At 68.4% G+C, this 18,189-nt stretch carries 15 protein-coding genes; 12 read left to right on the top strand and 3 right to left on the bottom strand.

The features are described 5' to 3' along the window. Window positions 1-243 precede the first annotated feature (243 nt). Both NQ034_RS16275 and NQ034_RS13640 read right to left on the bottom strand, forming a co-directional pair. Complete coding sequence (locus NQ034_RS16275) at window positions 244-1,281, bottom strand: SDR family NAD(P)-dependent oxidoreductase (protein ID WP_373567221.1); 1,038 nt, start codon at window positions 1,279-1,281, stop codon at window positions 244-246. Window positions 1,282-1,377: 96 nt separating this feature from the next. Further along, on the bottom strand, window positions 1,378-2,103 hold the full coding sequence (locus tag NQ034_RS13640; RefSeq protein WP_257049495.1) for a hypothetical protein: 726 nt from the start codon (window positions 2,101-2,103) through the stop codon (window positions 1,378-1,380). A gap of 135 nt (window positions 2,104-2,238) precedes the next feature. Here NQ034_RS13640 and NQ034_RS16270 point away from each other — a divergent pair, with 135 nt between their 5' ends. From NQ034_RS16270 to NQ034_RS13585, 10 genes are all read left to right on the top strand, one after another. Next, on the top strand, window positions 2,239-3,663 hold the full coding sequence (locus tag NQ034_RS16270; protein ID WP_306428313.1) for an ATP-binding protein: 1,425 nt from the start codon (window positions 2,239-2,241) through the stop codon (window positions 3,661-3,663). Beyond that, entirely contained in the window at window positions 3,654-4,301 is a 648-nt protein-coding gene (locus NQ034_RS13625) for a response regulator transcription factor (protein WP_257049493.1), read from the top strand. The genes NQ034_RS16270 and NQ034_RS13625 overlap by 10 nt, the downstream gene beginning before the upstream one ends. Window positions 4,302-4,304: 3 nt before the next feature. After that, on the top strand, window positions 4,305-5,399 hold the full coding sequence (locus tag NQ034_RS13620; protein ID WP_257049492.1) for a DUF4097 family beta strand repeat-containing protein: 1,095 nt from the start codon (window positions 4,305-4,307) through the stop codon (window positions 5,397-5,399). A gap of 141 nt (window positions 5,400-5,540) precedes the next feature. Continuing rightward, window positions 5,541-6,767 (top strand): OmpA family protein, encoded by a 1,227-nt coding sequence (locus NQ034_RS13615; RefSeq protein WP_306428312.1) that lies wholly within the window; start codon window positions 5,541-5,543, stop codon window positions 6,765-6,767. Next, a complete protein-coding gene (locus tag NQ034_RS13610) occupies window positions 6,764-7,246 on the top strand; it encodes a hypothetical protein (RefSeq protein ID WP_257049490.1) in 483 nt (160 codons plus the stop codon). The genes NQ034_RS13615 and NQ034_RS13610 overlap by 4 nt, the downstream gene beginning before the upstream one ends. Window positions 7,247-7,401: 155 nt before the next feature. Next, window positions 7,402-9,183 carry a substrate-binding and vWA domain-containing protein gene (locus tag NQ034_RS13605; protein ID WP_257049489.1) on the top strand — a complete coding sequence of 594 codons (1,782 nt, stop codon included), beginning with the start codon at window positions 7,402-7,404 and terminating at the stop codon, window positions 9,181-9,183. A gap of 10 nt (window positions 9,184-9,193) precedes the next feature. Further along, on the top strand, window positions 9,194-10,225 hold the full coding sequence (locus NQ034_RS13600) for a hypothetical protein (RefSeq protein WP_257049488.1): 1,032 nt from the start codon (window positions 9,194-9,196) through the stop codon (window positions 10,223-10,225). A 28-nt stretch (window positions 10,226-10,253) separates the two neighbouring features. Beyond that, window positions 10,254-11,660 carry a toxic anion resistance protein gene (locus NQ034_RS13595; RefSeq protein ID WP_257049487.1) on the top strand — a complete coding sequence of 469 codons (1,407 nt, stop codon included), beginning with the start codon at window positions 10,254-10,256 and terminating at the stop codon, window positions 11,658-11,660. An 83-nt stretch (window positions 11,661-11,743) separates the two neighbouring features. Then, window positions 11,744-13,090 (top strand): winged helix-turn-helix domain-containing protein, encoded by a 1,347-nt coding sequence (locus NQ034_RS13590; RefSeq protein WP_257049486.1) that lies wholly within the window; start codon window positions 11,744-11,746, stop codon window positions 13,088-13,090. 85 nt (window positions 13,091-13,175) lie between these two features. Next, entirely contained in the window at window positions 13,176-14,084 is a 909-nt protein-coding gene (locus NQ034_RS13585) for an SDR family NAD(P)-dependent oxidoreductase (RefSeq protein WP_257049485.1), read from the top strand. A 108-nt stretch (window positions 14,085-14,192) separates the two neighbouring features. Here the strand turns inward: NQ034_RS13585 and thrC are convergent, their stop codons facing one another. Further along, entirely contained in the window at window positions 14,193-15,695 is a 1,503-nt protein-coding gene (gene thrC / locus NQ034_RS13580; RefSeq protein ID WP_257049484.1) for a threonine synthase, read from the bottom strand. Between the two features lie 282 nt (window positions 15,696-15,977). Here thrC and NQ034_RS13575 point away from each other — a divergent pair, with 282 nt between their 5' ends. Both NQ034_RS13575 and NQ034_RS13570 read left to right on the top strand, forming a co-directional pair. After that, window positions 15,978-17,432, top strand: a complete 1,455-nt coding sequence (locus NQ034_RS13575) for a glycosyltransferase (protein WP_257049483.1) — start codon at window positions 15,978-15,980, stop codon at window positions 17,430-17,432. 83 nt (window positions 17,433-17,515) lie between these two features. Then, on the top strand, window positions 17,516-18,139 hold the full coding sequence (locus NQ034_RS13570; RefSeq protein WP_257049482.1) for a TetR family transcriptional regulator: 624 nt from the start codon (window positions 17,516-17,518) through the stop codon (window positions 18,137-18,139). Window positions 18,140-18,189: the final 50 nt, after the last annotated feature.

The following is an 18,189-nucleotide window of genomic DNA, read 5'->3' as shown; positions in this document are numbered from 1 at the left end:
ACGCTCGTACTCGCGAACGAACTCACGGACCTCTTCGACGGTGAATCCCACAACGCTGACCATGCGAGATCACTCTCCTTTGCTTGATCGTGACTGACTCACAACCAGCTTGGCAAAGAGGGTACATGCGCATATACGCGCATGTACTGCAGGTTTGCGCATGCGCTGCTGAGGCCACTCTGCTTGCGCTGCCTGCGCTGCCTGCGCTGCTGAGGCCGCATTCCGGACGCGGGCGCTGGCGCCTCAGTGATCGATGCTCTCGAGCAGGTTCCGGGTCCATTTCCACAAGCGGGTCGCGTCCGAGGTCCGGCGCAGGGTGGCGAAGGGCCGGTGGATCCGCGGTGGTCCGGCCAGTTGGAGGGGCCCGCCGGGTGCGAACATGGGCGGTTCGTCCGGCGTCGCGCCGGGGGCTCTGCCGGACGCCGCCTCAGCGTCGGGCCCTGCACCCCAGGCGAGCGCGGCCAGGGCGGTCTGCGCGGCCTCGGCCGGGGTGTTGCCCAGATGGGCCGAGGCCCAGTCGACCAGCCCGTCCGGCACCATCGCGCGGATCGCCGGGGCGATCGCGGAACCGGGGGTGATACCCGGATGGCACAGACGCACGGAGACTCCGGGCCGGCCCGTACCGGCGTCCTCGGCGCCCCCGGCCCGACCGGCGCTCCCGGCCCGACCGGCGCTCCCGGCCCGACCGGCGCCGCAGGACGCCCCGTCCCGCACAGCGCTACCGGGCGTCCCCACCCGCCGCTGCAGTTCCATCCCGAACAGGCCCAATGCCAGTTTCGAGGCGGCGTAGGCGTGGAAGGGCTGCCTGCCGTGCGGATCGGCTCGGTCGAGGTGGCCTCGGGCAGCGGCGATGCTGCACTGCACGATGACCCGGGTGCCGCAGCGGCGCAGGGTGGGCAGTAGATCCAGCAGCAGAGCCGCGTGCCCCAGGAAGTTCGTCTGGAAATTCAGCTCGAAACTGTCGGGGGTGAGCCTGCGGCCGTGCTCGCCCAGGGTGACGATGCCGGCGTTGAGCACCAACACGTCCACGGGACCTGAGGCCAACCGGCGCGCCAGCGCATGCACGGTGTCCAACCTGGCCAGGTCCAGGGCCTCGGTCTTGACGTCCACGGGTCCGCCCTTCAGCCGATCACGGATAGCGGCCGAGGCCAGGTCCCCCTTGGCGGCATTGCGCACCGGCAGGACGATCCGGGCCCCGGCGGCGGCCAGCCCATGGGCGATTTCGAGTCCGATCCCGCTGCTGCCCCCGGTGATGACGGCTGTGCGCCCCTGAAGATCCACGCTGCGGAGTCTACGTGGTCCCTCAGGGTTTCCAGCCGGAGGGACTGTGCCATTATCACTTATCGCCATAACTGATAATGGCTGGCTGGTCGATTATCAGTTACGCCGTTCAGGCGTTTGCGCCGAGCGGCCAGTTGGGGATTTCCCTGCCGGGCTAGCAGTCCCGGACCCAGCCGTCTGTCCACCACCTGCCGGCCCGGCCTCCATTCGGCCCCCGTCCCCACTCTCCGGGTTAGCCCCGGCCTCCGGGGCGGCCCGCCGCTGCATGAGCCCGCGGACGCTTCCCATTCCGATGAGCAGGGCGGTCAGCACGACTCCGCCGGCGACCATCCGGAAGCTTGAGGTCGGGGTGGTGCCGAAGGTGGTGAGCTGGCTGACGACCAGCGACAGCACGGATGCTGCGAAGGCCGGCGCGGTCCAGGTCAGGCTCAGACGCGCGGACACGGAGATGAGCACAACGGCTCCGGCCGGGGCCGCGAGGACGGATACCATCCACACGCACAGGATCACCAGGCTGGCCACCAGGGCCGAGGGCGGTCCGATATACCCCTCGAGGCGCTCCGAGGGGTCGTGGGCGATGGCCGAGGGCAGCAGGGCCAGCGCCAGGATGCCCAGTGCGCTGTCGATGCAGACGTCGACGGCGCTGCCACCGGTGGAAGCACTGGGATTGGTCACCGCCACCCCGATGTACTGCAGGAAGTGGAAGACCGCCGACATGATCACACCGGTGCCCAGGGCAAGACAGAACAGGACGATCGTGCGGGTCCTGGTGCGCGGGGGATCGGCGTGTGGCTGATGCTGCTGCAAGGGTCCGGTCGGCATAGGCCCACAGTAACCGGCCACGATGAGCGCCCGGTGTAAATCGCAGCCCCGCCTCCCCGGTAGGGAAAACCCGACGGGGACCTCGGCGGAAAGCGGCATAGTGGCATGCGCCGCCGGCCACGTAGCGTTGAGGCTATGAATGAGAGAACCAGACGGCGCGGACCGGGAGTCCTGGGCACCGCCAACGTCATACTATTCGGGGTCCTGGGCCTCATCTGGGTCTGGGTGCCGGTTGGCCTGCTGACCGGGGGGATCGCCGCGTTGCCGGCGCTGGGTTCGGGCATCCTGTTGTTGGTCGCCTGGTTCTATCTGCAGCGCGGGATCAACATCGCCTCCTACTGGTGGTCGGAACTGGTCTACGCCGAGGGCTTCCAACCGCCCTATGTCGTCCCCAACCCCGCACCCGGCTTCAAGGGCCACGTCCTGACCCAGTGGAACCACCTGAAGTCGTGGTCCTTCTGGCGTACCGCGCTGTACCACTACCTCAAGGTGCTCTACGGCCTGGTGGTGTGCACGGTGTGCTTCCTCATGTTCCTGGCCGGCATCGTGCTGGTGGCGGCCCAGTACTCCGTGGGCGTGTCCCAGCAGGGCCTGGTCTTCGGCTTCGAGATCCCCGAACTGACGACTCCGGGCCTGCGCATCCTGTTCGGGATCATCGCCGGACTGTGCATCCTGTTGCCCTTCGCCGGCCTGTGGTTCGCGGGTTACGGCGACCGGGCGATCGACCGCTGGCTGCTCCCGCCGACCAAGGCCGAGGTGCTGCGGGCGGAGACCGAACGCCTGTCCGCGCAGACCCAGCGCCTGTCCGACGAGGTGACCGACCTGGACGCAGCCCGTGCCGGCGCGGTGGAGTCCGCGGCAGGCGAGCGCGCCAGGATCGAACGCGATCTGCACGACGGGGTCCAGCCGATGCTGGTGGCCCTGTCGATGAAGCTGGGGATGGCGAAGAACAAGCTGGCGGCGGTGCCGAACGACCCGGAGGATCCGTCCGCCGGCAGCAGGCCGAAGGACCTGGAGGGCGCGCGGACCCTGGTGGCCGAGGCCCATTCGGATTCCAAGGCCGCGATCACCGAACTGCGCCAGCTGGCCCGCGGCATCCACCCGGCGGTGCTCGAGGACCGGGGCCTGGACGCCTCGGTTTCGGCTCTGGCCGCCCGCTCGGTGGTCCCGGTGGACCTGCGGGTGGACCTGCCGGCGGGCTTCCGGGCCGGCGCCGAAGCGGAATCGGTGGCCTACTTCGTGATCGCCGAATCCCTGACGAACATCAACAAGCACGCCCATGCGGCCGGCGCTATGGTGCGGGTCTCGCTGTTGCCGGGTGCGGCCACGCCTGCGGGCGGCGCCGGGGCGCCGTCCTCGCGGCCTGCGGCCTCGGCCCCCGGCACCCTGCAGGTCGTCATCTCCGATAATGGCAGGGGCGGGGCGCGGGTGGCGCGCGACGGTTCCGGCACGGGCCTGGCGGGCCTGGCCGACCGGGTCACGGCGGCCCGCGGCACGTTCTCACTCACATCACCGGTGGGCGGTCCCACCACTATCGTCGTGGAGGTCCCATGCGCATAATCATCGCCGAAGATTCCGTCCTGTTACGCGAGGGCCTGGTCCGCCTGCTCACCGATGCCGGGCACGAGGTCGCCGCCACCGCCGGCGACGCCACCGAGTTCCTGGCCGCGGTGTCGGCCCACCCGGACGCCGAGCTGGCGATCGTCGATGTGCGGATGCCGCCGACGTTCACCGATGAGGGCATCCGCGCGGCGGTGCTGGTGCGCAGTCAGAACCCGAAGGTCGCGGTGCTGGTGCTCAGCCAGTACGTCGAGGAGCGCTATGCCGCGGAACTGATCGCGGAGAACAAGGGCGCCTTCGGCTATCTGCTCAAGGACCGGGTCGCGGACGTGGACGATTTCCTCACGGCAGTTGACGAGGTGGCCGGCGGCGGCACCGTTCTGGACCCCGAGGTGGTCGCCCAGATCATGGTGCGGTCCAGGAAACAGGATGGCCTGGCCATGCTCAGCCCCCGCGAACGCGAGGTGCTGGGGCTGATGGCGCAGGGCAAGTCGAACTCCGCGATCGTCGCCGAACTGTTCCTCAGCGCGGGCGCTGTGGAGAAGAACATTTCGAACGTATTCACCAAACTGGGCCTGGCGCCGGATTCCGATGAGAACCGCCGCGTGATGGCCGTACTGAAGTTCCTGGGGGCCTGAGCCATGGTCAAGATCGCAATCCAATCCGGCACGCGGACGGCCGTGCGCGCCATCCTCATCGTGTTCGCGGTGCTGACCGTGCTGGCCATGGTGGTGGGCGCCGGCGGCATCGGCGTGGTGATGGCGGCGAGCTCCTATGTATCGGCCACCGAGGACATCCCTGCTGATGCGCGGGAACTGACCGTGCGCGGGGCGAACTTCAACATCGACGTGGGAATCGTGCCGACGGGGCAGAAGCCCAGGGTCGAACTGCGCTACCTGGGAGGTTCGAACCGCAAGCCCCAGGTGAACACGAGCGTGGACGGGGACAAGGCGCTGGTCGATTTGAGGTCGGACGCCTCGCGCCGGATCTTCGGTTCGGTGCTGGCCGAGGCCCGGGTCTACATTCCGGCGGACCGGGCCAGGGAGATGACCCTGAACGTGGACGCGGCCTATGGATCGGTCAATGCGTACGCCGATAGCTCGGTCTACGATTCGGACGATTTCATCGACGAGGACGCCGTTGAGGACTATTCGGATGAGGACGACGATGAGGCGCCGCATTCGGCGGAGGACGAATTCATCGACACGGTAACCAGGGCCGACGACCTCGCCCGCAAGTTCGGTTTCAAGGGCATGAACCTGCACAGTGAATCCGGGTACCTGAACGTATCGGATGTGGCTGTACAGGTCATGACCGCCCATGCCACGACGGGCAATATCGCGCTCGAGGGCCGCTTCACCACCGTCGACGCGTCGACCAAGTCCGGCAATATCGAGGTCAACGGCGCAGTGTCGAAGAACGCGCGGGTCAACAGCACGGATGGCAACGTCAAGGTCGATCTGGGCCAGCGCATCCCCTTCGTCCAGCCGACGTCCGGGGTCGACGTGCAGACCTACTCCGGCAATGTCCACCTCTTTGTGCCCACCGGGTTCAAGGCGCAGTCGCTCAAGCCCTGGAACATCGAGGCGAAGTCCGCCACCGGGCGGGTCAAGGACACGCTGCCGCGCACCGCGCACGCCGATGCGAAGACCCCCGGGGTGCGCTTGAGGGCGACGACGAACACCGGCGACATCTGGGTCACACCCAATGAGTCCGAATACGCGGACGAGGATTGAGGTCGGGGCCGTGGCGAGCGCCTATCCGGCGCTGCGCGCGGCCCGCCTCGACCCGGCGGCGGTCCTCATCGCCTAGCAGCGTGTAATGTGTCACACGATCGCCCCATCCACCCATCGTGACGATGCTGCAGGTTGACACCGATGAAGAATATGAAGATTCTGTGCACCACCCTGGCCGCCGTGCTCGTTTTCAGCTCGTGTACGCGAGGTGGTGGGGAGTCTCCCGCTGCCGGCGCACCCGATGACGGTGGCGCAGCCGCCTCCAGTCGGCCCACACAGCAGGAGACCCCCGCCATCGTCGACGCCGAGGGGTACTGGCGGGCCAACACCCTGCCCGATCCGGTGGCCGAGCAGGTGGTGCGCCAGCCTGCTGCCGGTGGGGAGACCAGCGCCAAGGTGCAGATCCTGTCCCTGGACTCCGACGGGCAGAACGCGCGCCTGGTCGCAGCGGTCCTGCCGCCGGTCGACGGTGCGCCGATCTCCTCCCCCCTCGGTGTGGCCGGGTCCAAGGGCGCCAGGCAGCGGCCATGGGTCAGACTGGTCGACGGCGGTGCGCAGAAACTCTACGAACCCCTGCAGGCCAACGGAGCTGAGAGCCGGAGCTCTGCGGATCCGGGCGACGTCCAGGACATCGGAGAGGTTGACGACGATGCGCGCAAGGCAGCGTGCATCTGTTCGTACGGGGTCAACGCCGCTGACAAGGACGCGACCGGAGCTCCCAACCGGACCAATCTGTTCTACGTCGACTTCCCGGCCCCGGCCGGTGCGAGCGTCGACGTGCTGCTGGGCGACGGAGACGCGTTCTTCTCTCAGGTGCCGGTGAGTTCCGGGCAGAGGTTCGAAGCCGATGAGCTGGGCCGCTTCTCCTTCATCAACAGTGGCGGCGACGCGCTGCCGGGGCGATACGGTGCCGGCGCGAAGCTCAGGCGCATTGTGGATCTGGACGAGTCGGTGTCCTCGGTTACGGACAGCACGGTGCAGGAGAAGAAGGGCACCACGAATCTGTCCGTGGGTGCCGACGTGCTGTTCGCCCTGGATTCGGACAAGCTCGACGCCAGGGCCACGAAGGTGTTGGGCTCCATCGCCAAGAAACTGGCGACGGCCGCCAAGGGGCAGACCGTCACCATCGAGGGCCACACCGACGATCAGGGGGCGAAGGACTACAACCAGGGTCTGTCCGAACGTCGCGCTCTGGCGGTGGAGAAGGTGCTGCGGCCCCTGGTCGAGGACGCGGGGATCACCCTGCGAACCAAGGGTTACGGACAGACCGGGCCGCGGGTGCCGAACAAGGACACGAAGGGCAAGCCGATCGAGGCGAACCGGGCCAAGAACCGGCGGCTGAACTGCCGACGCCCAAGGGTGGGGTGAGCCCGAAGCTGACCGTCGACGTGTGGCAGCTCGAGGACGTCGGAGATTATCTGAAGCTGGTCTACAGTTTCAAGACCGCATCGGGCCGGGACGACCCCAACGCCTTCGGTGGGGGCACCGGCAACGAACGGGCCCTGCCGTTCGGCCCGAATCCCTATGCGACGGACAGCTCCCTTCCCAGTGCTGCCAATGTGGCGTTGTGGGACAAGGGCGGAAAACTCCTGGCCGAGCCGATCAAGGCGGGCGGGACCGACTGCCTGTGCATGCAGTCGACGAGCATCTACACCCCTTACACGGCCCATGCCGCGGCGCAGTACATGTACGCGCTCTTCCCCAAGGACAAGCTGGGATCGGACACGCTGACCCTGCGGTTCGCGGGAACCGGGCAGATGGAGGTCAAGCGCGGTGCGGTCGAGCCGCCGGCGGCGCAGACCCCGACCGATGGGGGTTCCGGCCTTCCGACCCCCTCGGCCCCCTGAGCAGGGACTGCACAGGGGCTGAGCGGGCCGTGTCCGTGAGCTGAGATACACTGAGAAGCGTTAATGGAGGGTCGGCGTCACAAGGCGACCTGAGGGACCGCGCCGTGGAGGGCCGACTCATGTCCAGGAGAAAACTGACCCGAACCATTGTGAGCATGGCCGCCGTCCTGGGTCTGAGCACCACGGCACTGGCCGCGTGCTCGCCCGGTGACGGCCCCGGTGCCTCCCAGTCCAAGGGCGACTGTTCCCCGGTGGTCGTCGCGACCTCTTCGGAGAAGGTCAACCTGATGGAGAAGCTGGGGGAGCGGTTCCAGGACTCCGATGAGGCCAAGGGCCTGAAGGACTGCGTGACGATCAAACCGGTCAACGTCGCCTCCGGCAAGGCCGCGGACTATCTGAGCAAATCGACCAAGGACTGGCCGCTGGGAGCCGACAGCGCCCCGGCCATCTGGTCGCCCGCCTCGACCGTGTGGACCCAGCGGGTCGCCTCGGTGGCGGGCAACAAGGTGTACTCCGGCGATGCGCAGAGCTTCGCGAAGTCCCCTGTGGTCTTCGGTATGCCGGAATCCATGGCCAAGGCCCTGGGCTACCCGGGCAAGCAGATCAGTATGAAGCAGATCCACGACCTGATCAAGGACAAGAAGGGCTGGGGCGCGGTCGGCAAGGACCTGTGGGGCTCGTTCAAGGTCGCCAAGACCAACCCGAACAGCTCGACCACCGGCCTGTCCACCCTGCTCATGCAGTCCTACGCCGCCACGGGCAAGAAGAAGGACCTGTCGGCCGGCGACATCACCAAGGCCAAGGACTTCTCACAGGTCTTCGAATCCGGGGCGATCCACTACGGCGACACCACCGGCAAGGTGCTGCAGAACCTGGCGGACAGCGCATCGGGCGGCGGCTCCTCCTATGTCAGCGCGATCGCGTTGGAGGAGACCAGCCTCTACAACTACAACATCGGCAACCCGGACTCCCACACCGTGCAGCCGGGCGAACAGCTGACCCCACCCAAGGAGAAGCTCGTGGGGGTCTACCCCAGCGACGGTTCGATGTTCTCAGACAACCCGGCCGTGGCGCTCAACGCGGACTGGGTCGGCCCGGAGCAGAAGTCCGGGGCCGAGGCCTTCGTGAACTTCCTGAAGACCAAGCCGGCCCAGGAACTGCTGCCGGAATACGGCTTCCGGCCCATCGACGGCAGCGTCGACGTGTCCAAGCACCTGAACAAGGACGTGGGCATCGACCCTGCCCAGCCCAAGACCACCCTGCCCCAGCCTGCGCCCGGCGTCGTCTCGGCGGCCCTGGACCAGTGGGCCAAGATCCGCAAACCGTCCGCGGTCCTGCAGATCATCGACACCTCGGGCTCGATGAACAAGAGCATCGGCTCCGGCAAGACCCGCCTGGACGGGGCGATCGAAGGATCGCAGACCACCCTGGGACAGGTCCGGCCCGGTGATGAGATCGGCGTCTGGGCCTTCACCACCGGTATCAACAGCATGATCGATAAGAAGAACTACCCCGGGATCGGCGTGGTGCGGCCCTTCGGCAAGCTGGGCGGTGACAAGGAGGGCCTGCAGGACGACATCGCTGACCTGGCCAACAGCCGCCGCGGTGGCACCCCGCTCTACGACGCGGTCTCCCAGTCCTACGACTATATGAAGAAGAAGGCCGAATCCGGCCGGATCAACGCCATCGTCGTCCTGTCCGACGGTGAGGACGCGGGCTCGGAGATGAGCCTGGAATCCCTCGTGCAGAAGATCAACGCCGACCAGGGCGAGGGTGGCAACGACAAGCCCGTGCGCGTCTTCGCAATCGCCTACTCCGGCGAAGCGGACACGGAACCACTGGAGAAGATCGCCTCGGCATCCGGCGGACAGGTCTTCGACGCGACTGACCCGACGAAGATCCAGGAGACCTTCCAGTCGGTCATGAACAACTTCTAGGCTGGGGCATATGGGAACGGATGCAATCGTCTCGAGCTGCGCCAAGCAGCAGGTCTGCCTCTACGATGGGGCGCAGATCGGCAATGCCGACGACCTGCAGTCCACGCTGCCCCAGGGCGTTCAGGTGGTCGTGATTCCGCGCCCCGACCAGGCCCAGGCCGTGTCATCGAATTCGGTGGCCGAAGCCGTGCGGGCCCAGTCGGGCAAGGACACGGTCATCGTCATCGAGGACCAGCCGGGGTCCGACCGCTTCGCCGTTTCGAGCACGGGGGACGCCGCGCAGATCTCGAAGGACCTGTACTCCCAGGGCCAGGCCGACGGTGGGGCCGCCGTCGCCGCGATCAGTGGGCAGCTTGTGCCCGCAGCGGACGGACCGGACGACGGAGGCGGTCTGGGGGGTGTGGCAATCGTGTCCGGGACCGTGGCGGTGGTGGCGATCGTCGCAGCCATCAGCTCTGTCATCGCCGTGCGCCGGAACAAGAAGAAGAAACGCGTGCTGACCCGCAAGGAGGCCGACCGCCGGCTGGAGGCGGATCTGGACGACGCCCTGAATGGCGAGGACGGCGAATTCGTCTCCCAGGCGATCGACGAACTCGAGGAGATCGCGCAGGCCTATCCTGACCTCGGCGGCAGACTGCCGGCCCTGACCCACCACGTGTCCGAACTGTTCGTGCGCGTGCGCAAGCGCGGCACCGACCAACAGGTGAGGCTGCTGCAGGGCCGCTACAAGGACACCCTGAGCAAGCTGCTCAAGGCCCTGGGCCCGGACTACTACGGCGACATCCGCGCCAATCCGCAGTACTGGTCGAACCCGGGCGGGCGGCTGGACGAGGTGCGCCGCGCCATCGAATCCGTCGACCAGCAGGCCGTTGACAACATTCGGCAGGTCAACGAATCCCGCGACCTGGAATTCCAGGTCGCCCTGGACTCCCTGAGCAAGTCCGTGACCGAGGCGAAACTCTCCGACGTCTACAGCGACCGGGACACCCCGGACAGCACCCCCGGCGACCACCGACCACCACCCTCCGCTCCCGGGTACTGAGCCCGGGCCTTACGCACAGGAGCACACCATGTCAGAGCAGCAAGCCGCAGAAACCGTCGCGGTCGACTTCGCAGCCCTCCTGGACCCGGGCGACACCCAGGCGAACGAAGTGGCCGGCAGCCCCCTGGAAACCGCCCTGGCCGAGGTCCCGGCGGCCGAGACCACCGCCGTCACCGATGCGACGCCGCAGCAGGCGCAGTTCCAGTTTCGCAGCCTGCTGACCGACAAACAGCGGGACGACCTGGCCAAGGGAGCACCGGTGCTGGCGGGGAAGTTCACCGCCGACGTCAACCAGATCGTGAACTTCGGCGGGCCGATCATGAAGAAGATGAACGACGCCTCCGTGCAGCTGCTGGAGGCGCAGCGCCACATCAAGGTGCCGGAGGCCGACCAGGTCGTCAACGACATGCTGCGCGAAATGGATGGCTTCGAGAAGAAGTGGCGCTCCGTCAAACTGGAGAACGCCGTCGAATCGGTGCGCAGCTGGTTCAAGCGCCAGAAGTACACGCTGTCGACCATGGTGCGCGAATCCAAGCCCATCGCCGACAAGATCGACCTGGCCGAACTGAAACTCCAGGAGATGGAGACGGCACTGGCGGACAACATCAGCCGCGGTCAGCTGCTGCACAAGCAGACGCTGTCCAATATGGACGATGTGGTCGCCGTGCTGGCAGCCCTGGAGCAGGTCATCGAGGAACTGCAGGGCCAATTCGACGAGGTCGACACAGCCCTGCGCGCCGCGGAATCCTCCGGCGGGGAATCCGCCACCTACAAGGGTGAATCCGTCACGGTGAGCAAGCTGCGTGAGATCCACTCCAATCTGTCCTTCGTGCTGTCGGAGACGGAGAAGACCTGGGCGGACTGGCGCTCGCAGTTCTTCCTGGGCTTCGCCCACGCACCGGCGACCCGCAATCTGGTCGTCACGACCTTCTCCCTGCGGCGGCGCCTGGCGGCATTCCGGACCATGGGTCTGCCGGCGGCTCGGCAGTCGCTGGCCCTGTGGCAGCAGGCGGCCTTCGCCAAGGAGGGCGCGCAGCTGGGCGAATCGGTGCAGGCCGGGACGAATAAGCTGATCCAGCGGTCCTTCGAGGAGACCGCCAAGTCCGTCGAGGCTGTGGCCAATGCGGCGCAGGCGCCGGTGATCACGGAGGAGACCATCTGGTCGGTGATCGATTCGGTCAAGGCCCAGTGCTCCGCGATCGTCACGGCAGACAAGGCCGGCCGAGCCCTGCGCGCGCGAAATCTGGACGCGCTGGAACGCGGTGAGACACAGATCCAGGATGCGGTGATCGCCTCGCAGCGCCAGGTCGCAGACGGGGCCAGGAGTGGGATTGCCGGGGCCGCTGCTGCGGGTGGTGCGGGTGCTGACGGTGGCACCGGTGGTTCTGCCGGCACCGATGCCGGCGATGACCTGCTGAACAAACTCACCGATTAACCCCTCCGCCGAGCCGTCACAAATATTCGATTATCTGGGCTTAGAATCGATATAAGTGACGGTTCGGCGAATAGAGGTGCGCTGTGAAGGACACGTTGACCCCGGGGGAGGCCCGGCGCCTGGCGCTGGGCGCGCAGGGCTTCGGCCGGGCGCTGCCGGAGCCTTTCCGCGGTGCCGGTGCGCTGTCGGGGACTGATGAGCCTGCCCAGCCCGCAACGCTCCCCGGGACCCGGAGGATCAAGGCCGAGATCGCCCGGATGGGTGTGCTGCAGATCGACTCGGTCAATGTGTTCTCCCGCTCCCACTACATGCCGATCTTCTCGCGGCTGGGCGTCTACGACACGGAGTTGCTGGACCGCCAGGTGCTGGCTCCGGTCGCCGGGCGCAGGGCCCCGGAGTTCATCGAGTACCTGGCGCACGAAGCGACCTTCACTTCTGCCGCCGACTGGCCCCTGTGGGGCTTCCGCCGGGAGCGGATGCGGCAGCGCTACGGCCACGCCGAATCCTGGTTCGCCGCGAACCGGCGGACCGTGGACTGGGTGCGCTCCGAACTGGCGGCGCGCGGACCGCTGCGCGCAGGTGAGATCGAACGCGATGCGGAGTCCGGCCCACGCGGTCCCTGGTGGGATTGGGACGAGGTCAAGCGGGCGCTGGAGATGATGTGGCGCTTCGGCGATGTGGTGATCGCCGGGCGCACCGGCTTCGAACGGCGCTACGGCCTGGCCGAACATGTATTGCCGGGGCGACTGTTGGATGCCGGGGTCCCAGCCGAGCAGGCGATCCGCACCCTGGTGGAGCGCGCGGCCCGGGCCCAGGGCGTGGCGACCCTGTCGGACCTGGCCGATTACTACCGGATGAAGCGCGCCACGGTGCGCACCGCGGTGGACGAACTGGTCGAGGCCGGTGTCCTGGTGCCGGTGCGCGTGCGTGGCTGGGAGCGCGGGGGCAAGCCGATTCCGGCCTGGCGCCACCGTGATTCGAGGGTACCCAGGCGCATTGAGGCGGCCACTCTGCTGACCCCCTTCGACCCGGTGGTGTGGTTCCGTGAACGTGCGCACCGGATGTTCGACTTCGACTACCGGATAGAGATCTACACCCCAGCGGCCAAGCGCCGCTTCGGTTACTACTCACTGCCCCTGTTGATCGGCGAGCGGATCGCCGGACGGATCGACCTCAAGGCCGATCGCGCGGGCGGACGCCTGCTGGTGCAGTCGGCCTGGTGGGAGCCGTGGGCGCTGGAAGCGGTGGGTGGTGCGGCCGGCCCATCCGGTTCCGAGCTCGCCTCCCACGCGGCCGCTGCCGTCGCCCGGGCCGCCGCCTGGCAGGGATTACACGAGGTGTCCGTCTCCCACTGGGGCGACGCCACAGACGCCCTGGCCGCCGAGCTCGCGGCACTGGGCCCGGCGCAGGGTACCGTGCACCGGCACTGAGTGCCGCCTCGGCCCCGGAAAGCGCGATTATCGCGCACCGATAACCGCCCCTTCCCCGCCGTGCGCCGGGTGCCTAGCGTGGTCGGTGAGGCGGCTACCATCGCCTCGGACCGGACTGCAGGACGATTCTCAAGGAGGAGAAACCAGGTCCGAACACGGCATTGAGAAGACCGACCAGGAATCCTACGTCGAAGCGGCCAGGGCGAAGGCGCCCGCCGGACAACAGGTGGCGATCGTGACCGGGTCGGCCCGCGGAATCGGCGAGGCGATCGCCAAACGCCTGGGCCGGGACGGATTCCACGTGATCGTCGGCGATCTGCCAGCGATGCAAGACGGCATCGACTCGACGGTGGCGGCGATCGCGGAAGCCGGCGGCACGGCAACGGGTGCCACCGTCGACGTGACGGACGAGGACTCGGTCGCGGGCCTCGTGCAGGCGGCGGTGGCGGCCGGAGGACGGCTCGACGTCTTCGTGGCGAACGCGGGAATCGCCCAGGTCGAATCGCTCCTGGACTATTCCGCCGAGGACTTCCAGAAGATCCTGGCCGTCAACATCACCGGCGTCTTCAACTCCTACCGGCAAGCAGCCAAGCAGATGGTCGCCCAGGGGTTCGGCGGCAAGATCATCGGCGCGGCCTCGATCGTGGCATTCCGCCCCTTCGAGATGCTGGCGCCGTATTCGGCGACCAAGTGGGCAGTGCGCGGGCTGACCCAGGCGGCCGCCATGGAATGGGCCACGCACGGCATCACCGTCAATGCCTACGGGCCCGGCATCGTGGGCACGGCGATGTGGGATCTGATCGACGAGAAGCTGGCGGCCAAGCACGGTCAGCAGCGCGGCGAGGCTCTGGCCGAGAACGCCAAGGCGATCTACCTGGGCCGGGTCTCCGTGGGCGACGATGTGGCGCGGATGGTGTCCTATCTGTCCGGGCCGGACTCCGACTACGTCACGGGGCAGACGATGCTGGTTGACGGAGGCATGCAGTTCAGCTGACGTTTCCGCGTCTCCTGGACCGCATAGACACCATCCTGGCGCGGAAACGACTCGCTATAGTGGGTAGTTCCCGCGCCAGGATGGTGTCTGTGACCGAAGCGAGCAGATTCAGTCGATGGCCTGGCGGATGAAGTTCTTCACCGTGTCCACGTCATCGGGCAGGTCCGTGACATGGCGCGGCGCGTTGAGCACATCGCGGAACCGCTCCGGGACCGTGTCCGCCGGCGGCTGCGTGCCGATGGCCTCGCGGATCGTGTCGGCGAACTTCACCGGCAGCGCCGTCTCCAGGCACACGATGGGTGCGGCATCCGGGTGCTGCGCGCGGAAGTCGCGGGCGACCTTGACGCCGTCGGCGGTGTGCGGGTCGATGAGCACTCCCGCGGAGAACCAGCAGGACTTGATCGTGGCCAGCCGGTCCGCGTGCGTCGATGCGCCCGAGGCGAAACCGTAGTCCGTGCCCACCTGCGCGAAGGCGGGGTCGTCGGCCAGATCGAAGCCGCCTGCGGGCACATGTGCGCCGAACAGATCGGCGCAGCGCGCGGCATCGCGGCCCAGTAGGTCGAAGACGAAGCGCTCGAAATTCGAGGCCTTGGAGATGTCCATCGACGGGCTGGACGTGGCCTGCGTTTCGGCGGCGCCGCGGACCCGGTAGGCGCCCGTGCGGAAGAACTCGTCGAGCACGTCGTTCTCGTTCGTCGCGACGATCAGCCGATCGATCGGCAGGCCCATCTGCCGGGCGATGTGCCCGGCGCAGACATCGCCGAAGTTGCCGGTTGGAACGCAGAACGAAACCCGCTGCGGCTGCCCGGCGGGGGCCTCGGCACCGGCGGACTGTGCCTGGTCCGCGGCCGAGGCGGCAGCCGGCTCGGCCGCCCGCAGCCAGCTGGAGACGTAGTAGACGATCTGGGCCATGAGGCGGGCCCAGTTGATGGAGTTGACCGCGCCGATGCGGTATTCGGCCTTGAAATCGGCGTCGCCGGAGACGGCCTTGACCACGTCCTGGCAGTCGTCGAACACGCCATCGAGCGCGATGTTGAAGATATTGGGGTCGTCCAGGCCGAACATCTGCGCCTGCTGGAACGGGCTCATGCGCCCGGCGGGGGTCAGCATGAAGACGCGGATCCCGTCGCGCCCGCGCATCGCGTATTCGGCCGAGGATCCGGTGTCGCCGCTGGTGGCGCCCAGGATGTTGATCGACTCGCCGCGGTGGGCCAGGACGTATTCGAAGAGTTCGCCCAGCAGCTGCATCGCCATGTCCTTGAAGGCCGCAGTGGGGCCGTCGGACAGGTGGGCGAGCTTGATGCCGTCCTCCAGATCGGTCACCGGGACGATCGCCTCGGTCGCGAACTTCGGGGTGGAGTAGGCGCGCGCTGTCATCGCGGCCAGGTCGGCCTGCGGGATGTCGTCGATGAATAGGCCGATGACCCGGGCGGCCAGGGCGGCGTAGCCCTCCTCGGCCAGCACGGTGCGCCAGGCCTCAAGGGTGGCGGCGTCGATCTGCGGGTACTCCTGCGGCAGGTAGAGGCCGCCATCGGGCGCCAGGCCGCCCAGCAGGATGTCGGTGAAGCCGACGGGACGGGCCTGGGCATCACGCGTGGAGATGTACTTCATGCCCCTAGCCTAACGAGGCCGCGTCGCTGCGGGGTGCATCGTCCCGGAAGCCGGACCTCGTGGGCGGGGTTGGGCTTGCAGGGTGCGCGGTGGTCCGGGCGATCGTGGAGACACCATCCTGGCGCGCAAACGCCCTACTGTGGCGCGACGTTTCCGCGCTTACCGGTCGTTCTCGCGCTGGGATGGTGTTTGCGGGGGTGCTCATGCGAGGGAGCCTCGGGGTAGACTTAGTTAACGTTGTTTACTAAGTCCTATTCAACCCCACCCGAGAGGTGTCCGCCCATGCACGTTCTGATTCTGGCCCCCGGTTCGCGTGGGGACGTGGAGCCCGCGGCTCGGATCGCCCACGACCTGCGCTACGAGGGGCACCGGGTCACGCTCGTGGCCCACCGCGACTATGCCGGGATCGTCGAGCGGGCGGGGGCCGGCCTGGTGCCGTTCGACGTTCCGCTGGAGCCCCCGGAGCCTGCCGGTGGGCCTGCCGGTGAGCAGGGCGGGGCCACCGGTCGGCCGGGGGCCTCGGCCTATCTGGCGCATCTGCACACCTATATGCGCGCCGGTGCGCAGGCCGCTCTGCACGCCGCGCGGCTGGCCTCGGACTCCGGGGATCCGTTCGGCGCGGTGCTCACCAATCCGATCTCGCCCTACGGCCACGATCTGGCAGAATCCCTGGGGATTCCCTCGGCCGAGGCCCTGCTCCAACCCGATCAGCCCAGCCGCGCCTACCCGCCCATGACACTCTCCCGCCTGGTCGATTCCCGAGTCGCGGCCCGGCTCAACCCCGGCGGCCTGGGAAACCTGTCCCTGGGCGGACTGTTCGCGCGGATGCCCAGTCCGGTGACCCGGGCCTCGGCCTGGTTGCGGGCCGAACTGGGCCTGCCACGCGAGTCGCCGGCGGCCGCCAGGCGGCGCAGACTGCGCGCCGGCCTGCCCGTGCACCACGGGATCAGCCCGACGATCATGCCCCGGCCCGCCGACTGGCCGGACAATCTGAGCCTGGACGGGCCGTGGTGGCCCTTGGACGTCGACTGGAGTCCCGATGCGGACCTGCGTGATTTCCTGACAACCGCCAGGGCCGCTGCTGACCCCGGAGCCACCGGGGCTGCCGCCGAAGCCGGGGTGGTCCCCGATGCCGGCTCGGCCCCCGTGCTGGTGAGCATGGGGAGTGTGGCCACCGGCGCGCATCCGGGCCTGCGCGAATTCGTCCGCACGAGCCGGCGCCGCATCATCGTGCAGGGATCGGGCTGGGAGTCGATCCTCGCCGACTCCGCGGGGCGGGTCCGCGCGGTGGGCGATGTGCCGCACGCCCGGCTGCTGCCGCTGGTATCGGCGTGCATCCACCAGGCGGGTGCGGGGATCACCGCGGCCTGTCTGCGCGCGGGGGTGCCCGCCGTGGCGCTGCCGCAGCACACCGATCAGTTCTTCTGGGCCGCGCGCGTGCGAACCCTGGGCGCGGGCGTCGACCTGGTGGGGCGGCAGGGCGCTTCGCCCGAGGCGATTGCGGCCGCGGTGGACCATGTGGTGGGCGACCCGGGCCCACGGGAGGTGGCCGGACGGTTGAGTCGGACCCTGGCCGCCGAGGCCGGGGACGGTTGGCAGCACGACGGCGAGCATCGGAGCAGCGGGCACCCGACCTGCGATGAGCCCGGGGCCAGGTCCGGCGGGGAGGTCTGTGGCCTGCCCGGCCCGGTGCTCCCCAGTACCGCCGGGCTGCGCGCCTGGGTGGCCGGACTGTGACGGCGCGTCCGAGCCGCCCGAGCCGTCCAGTCCGCACCGGCCGCCCGCCGCGGCTGACACGGCGGGCCATTGCGGGAGCCGGGGTGGCTCTGGCGGACGAGCAGGGACTGGGTGCCGTGACCATGCGCAGTGTGGCCGCGCATCTGTCCGCGACCCCGGCGGCCCTGTACCGGCACGTCGCGAACCGCTCCGATCTGCTCTCGGCGATGCGCGATGCGGTGGTGGACGGCGCTGCGCTGTGCCACGGTGCGACGTGCGGTGACGCGGTGCTGTGCGATGACGCGGTTTGCAATGACGCCGCCTCAGCGAAGGACCGGTCGGCAGTGGCGGTACCCGGCACAGCCGCCGGATCCAGTACCGGGACCGAAGCCGCCCGAGCCCTGCGGCGGGGGCGTCTGGAAAGCCTCATCGCCGAGCTCGTCGAGCTGCACCGGAGGCACGCCTGGCTGGCGCAGATCCCACCGGATGCCGCACAGGGCGAGCCCACCGTCGGGTTCGTCGCGCGGGTCTCGGCGGTGCTGGAGCCCTTCGACGCGCCGGAACCCCGCCGACTCGCAGCGCTCGCGGTCCTCTTGGACCTGGTGTCCGGTGTCGCCCGGTGGGGCACAGCGGCCGCGGGGGAATCGACCGGGCCGGGGGAGACCTCGGCGTTGGTGGGAATCGTCGCGGATGCGGTGAGCGGCGTGCTCTATCCGACGACCGCATGAACACCTCGACGGACACCAGGCCGGCGCGCGAATGACTTGCTGTAGCACGG

The sequence above is a fragment of the Brevibacterium moorei genome (genome assembly GCF_024580735.1).
Taxonomy (GTDB): Bacteria; Actinomycetota; Actinomycetes; order Actinomycetales; family Brevibacteriaceae; genus Brevibacterium; species Brevibacterium moorei.
This window is presented reverse-complemented; position numbering and strand designations above follow the sequence as displayed.

Coding starts and splice junctions, on each gene's coding strand:
- NQ034_RS13600 (WP_257049488.1), top strand. CDS start 9,194: ATGGGAACGGATGCAATCGTCTCGAGCTGCGCCAAGCAGCAGGTCTGC.
- thrC (WP_257049484.1), bottom strand. CDS start 15,695: ATGAAGTACATCTCCACGCGTGATGCCCAGGCCCGTCCCGTCGGCTTC.
- NQ034_RS16270 (WP_306428313.1), top strand. CDS start 2,239: ATGAATGAGAGAACCAGACGGCGCGGACCGGGAGTCCTGGGCACCGCC.
- NQ034_RS13620 (WP_257049492.1), top strand. CDS start 4,305: ATGGTCAAGATCGCAATCCAATCCGGCACGCGGACGGCCGTGCGCGCC.
- NQ034_RS13605 (WP_257049489.1), top strand. CDS start 7,402: ATGGCCGCCGTCCTGGGTCTGAGCACCACGGCACTGGCCGCGTGCTCG.
- NQ034_RS13575 (WP_257049483.1), top strand. CDS start 15,978: ATGCACGTTCTGATTCTGGCCCCCGGTTCGCGTGGGGACGTGGAGCCC.
- NQ034_RS13595 (WP_257049487.1), top strand. CDS start 10,254: ATGTCAGAGCAGCAAGCCGCAGAAACCGTCGCGGTCGACTTCGCAGCC.
- NQ034_RS13615 (WP_306428312.1), top strand. CDS start 5,541: ATGAAGAATATGAAGATTCTGTGCACCACCCTGGCCGCCGTGCTCGTT.
- NQ034_RS13640 (WP_257049495.1), bottom strand. CDS start 2,103: ATGCCGACCGGACCCTTGCAGCAGCATCAGCCACACGCCGATCCCCCG.
- NQ034_RS13625 (WP_257049493.1), top strand. CDS start 3,654: ATGCGCATAATCATCGCCGAAGATTCCGTCCTGTTACGCGAGGGCCTG.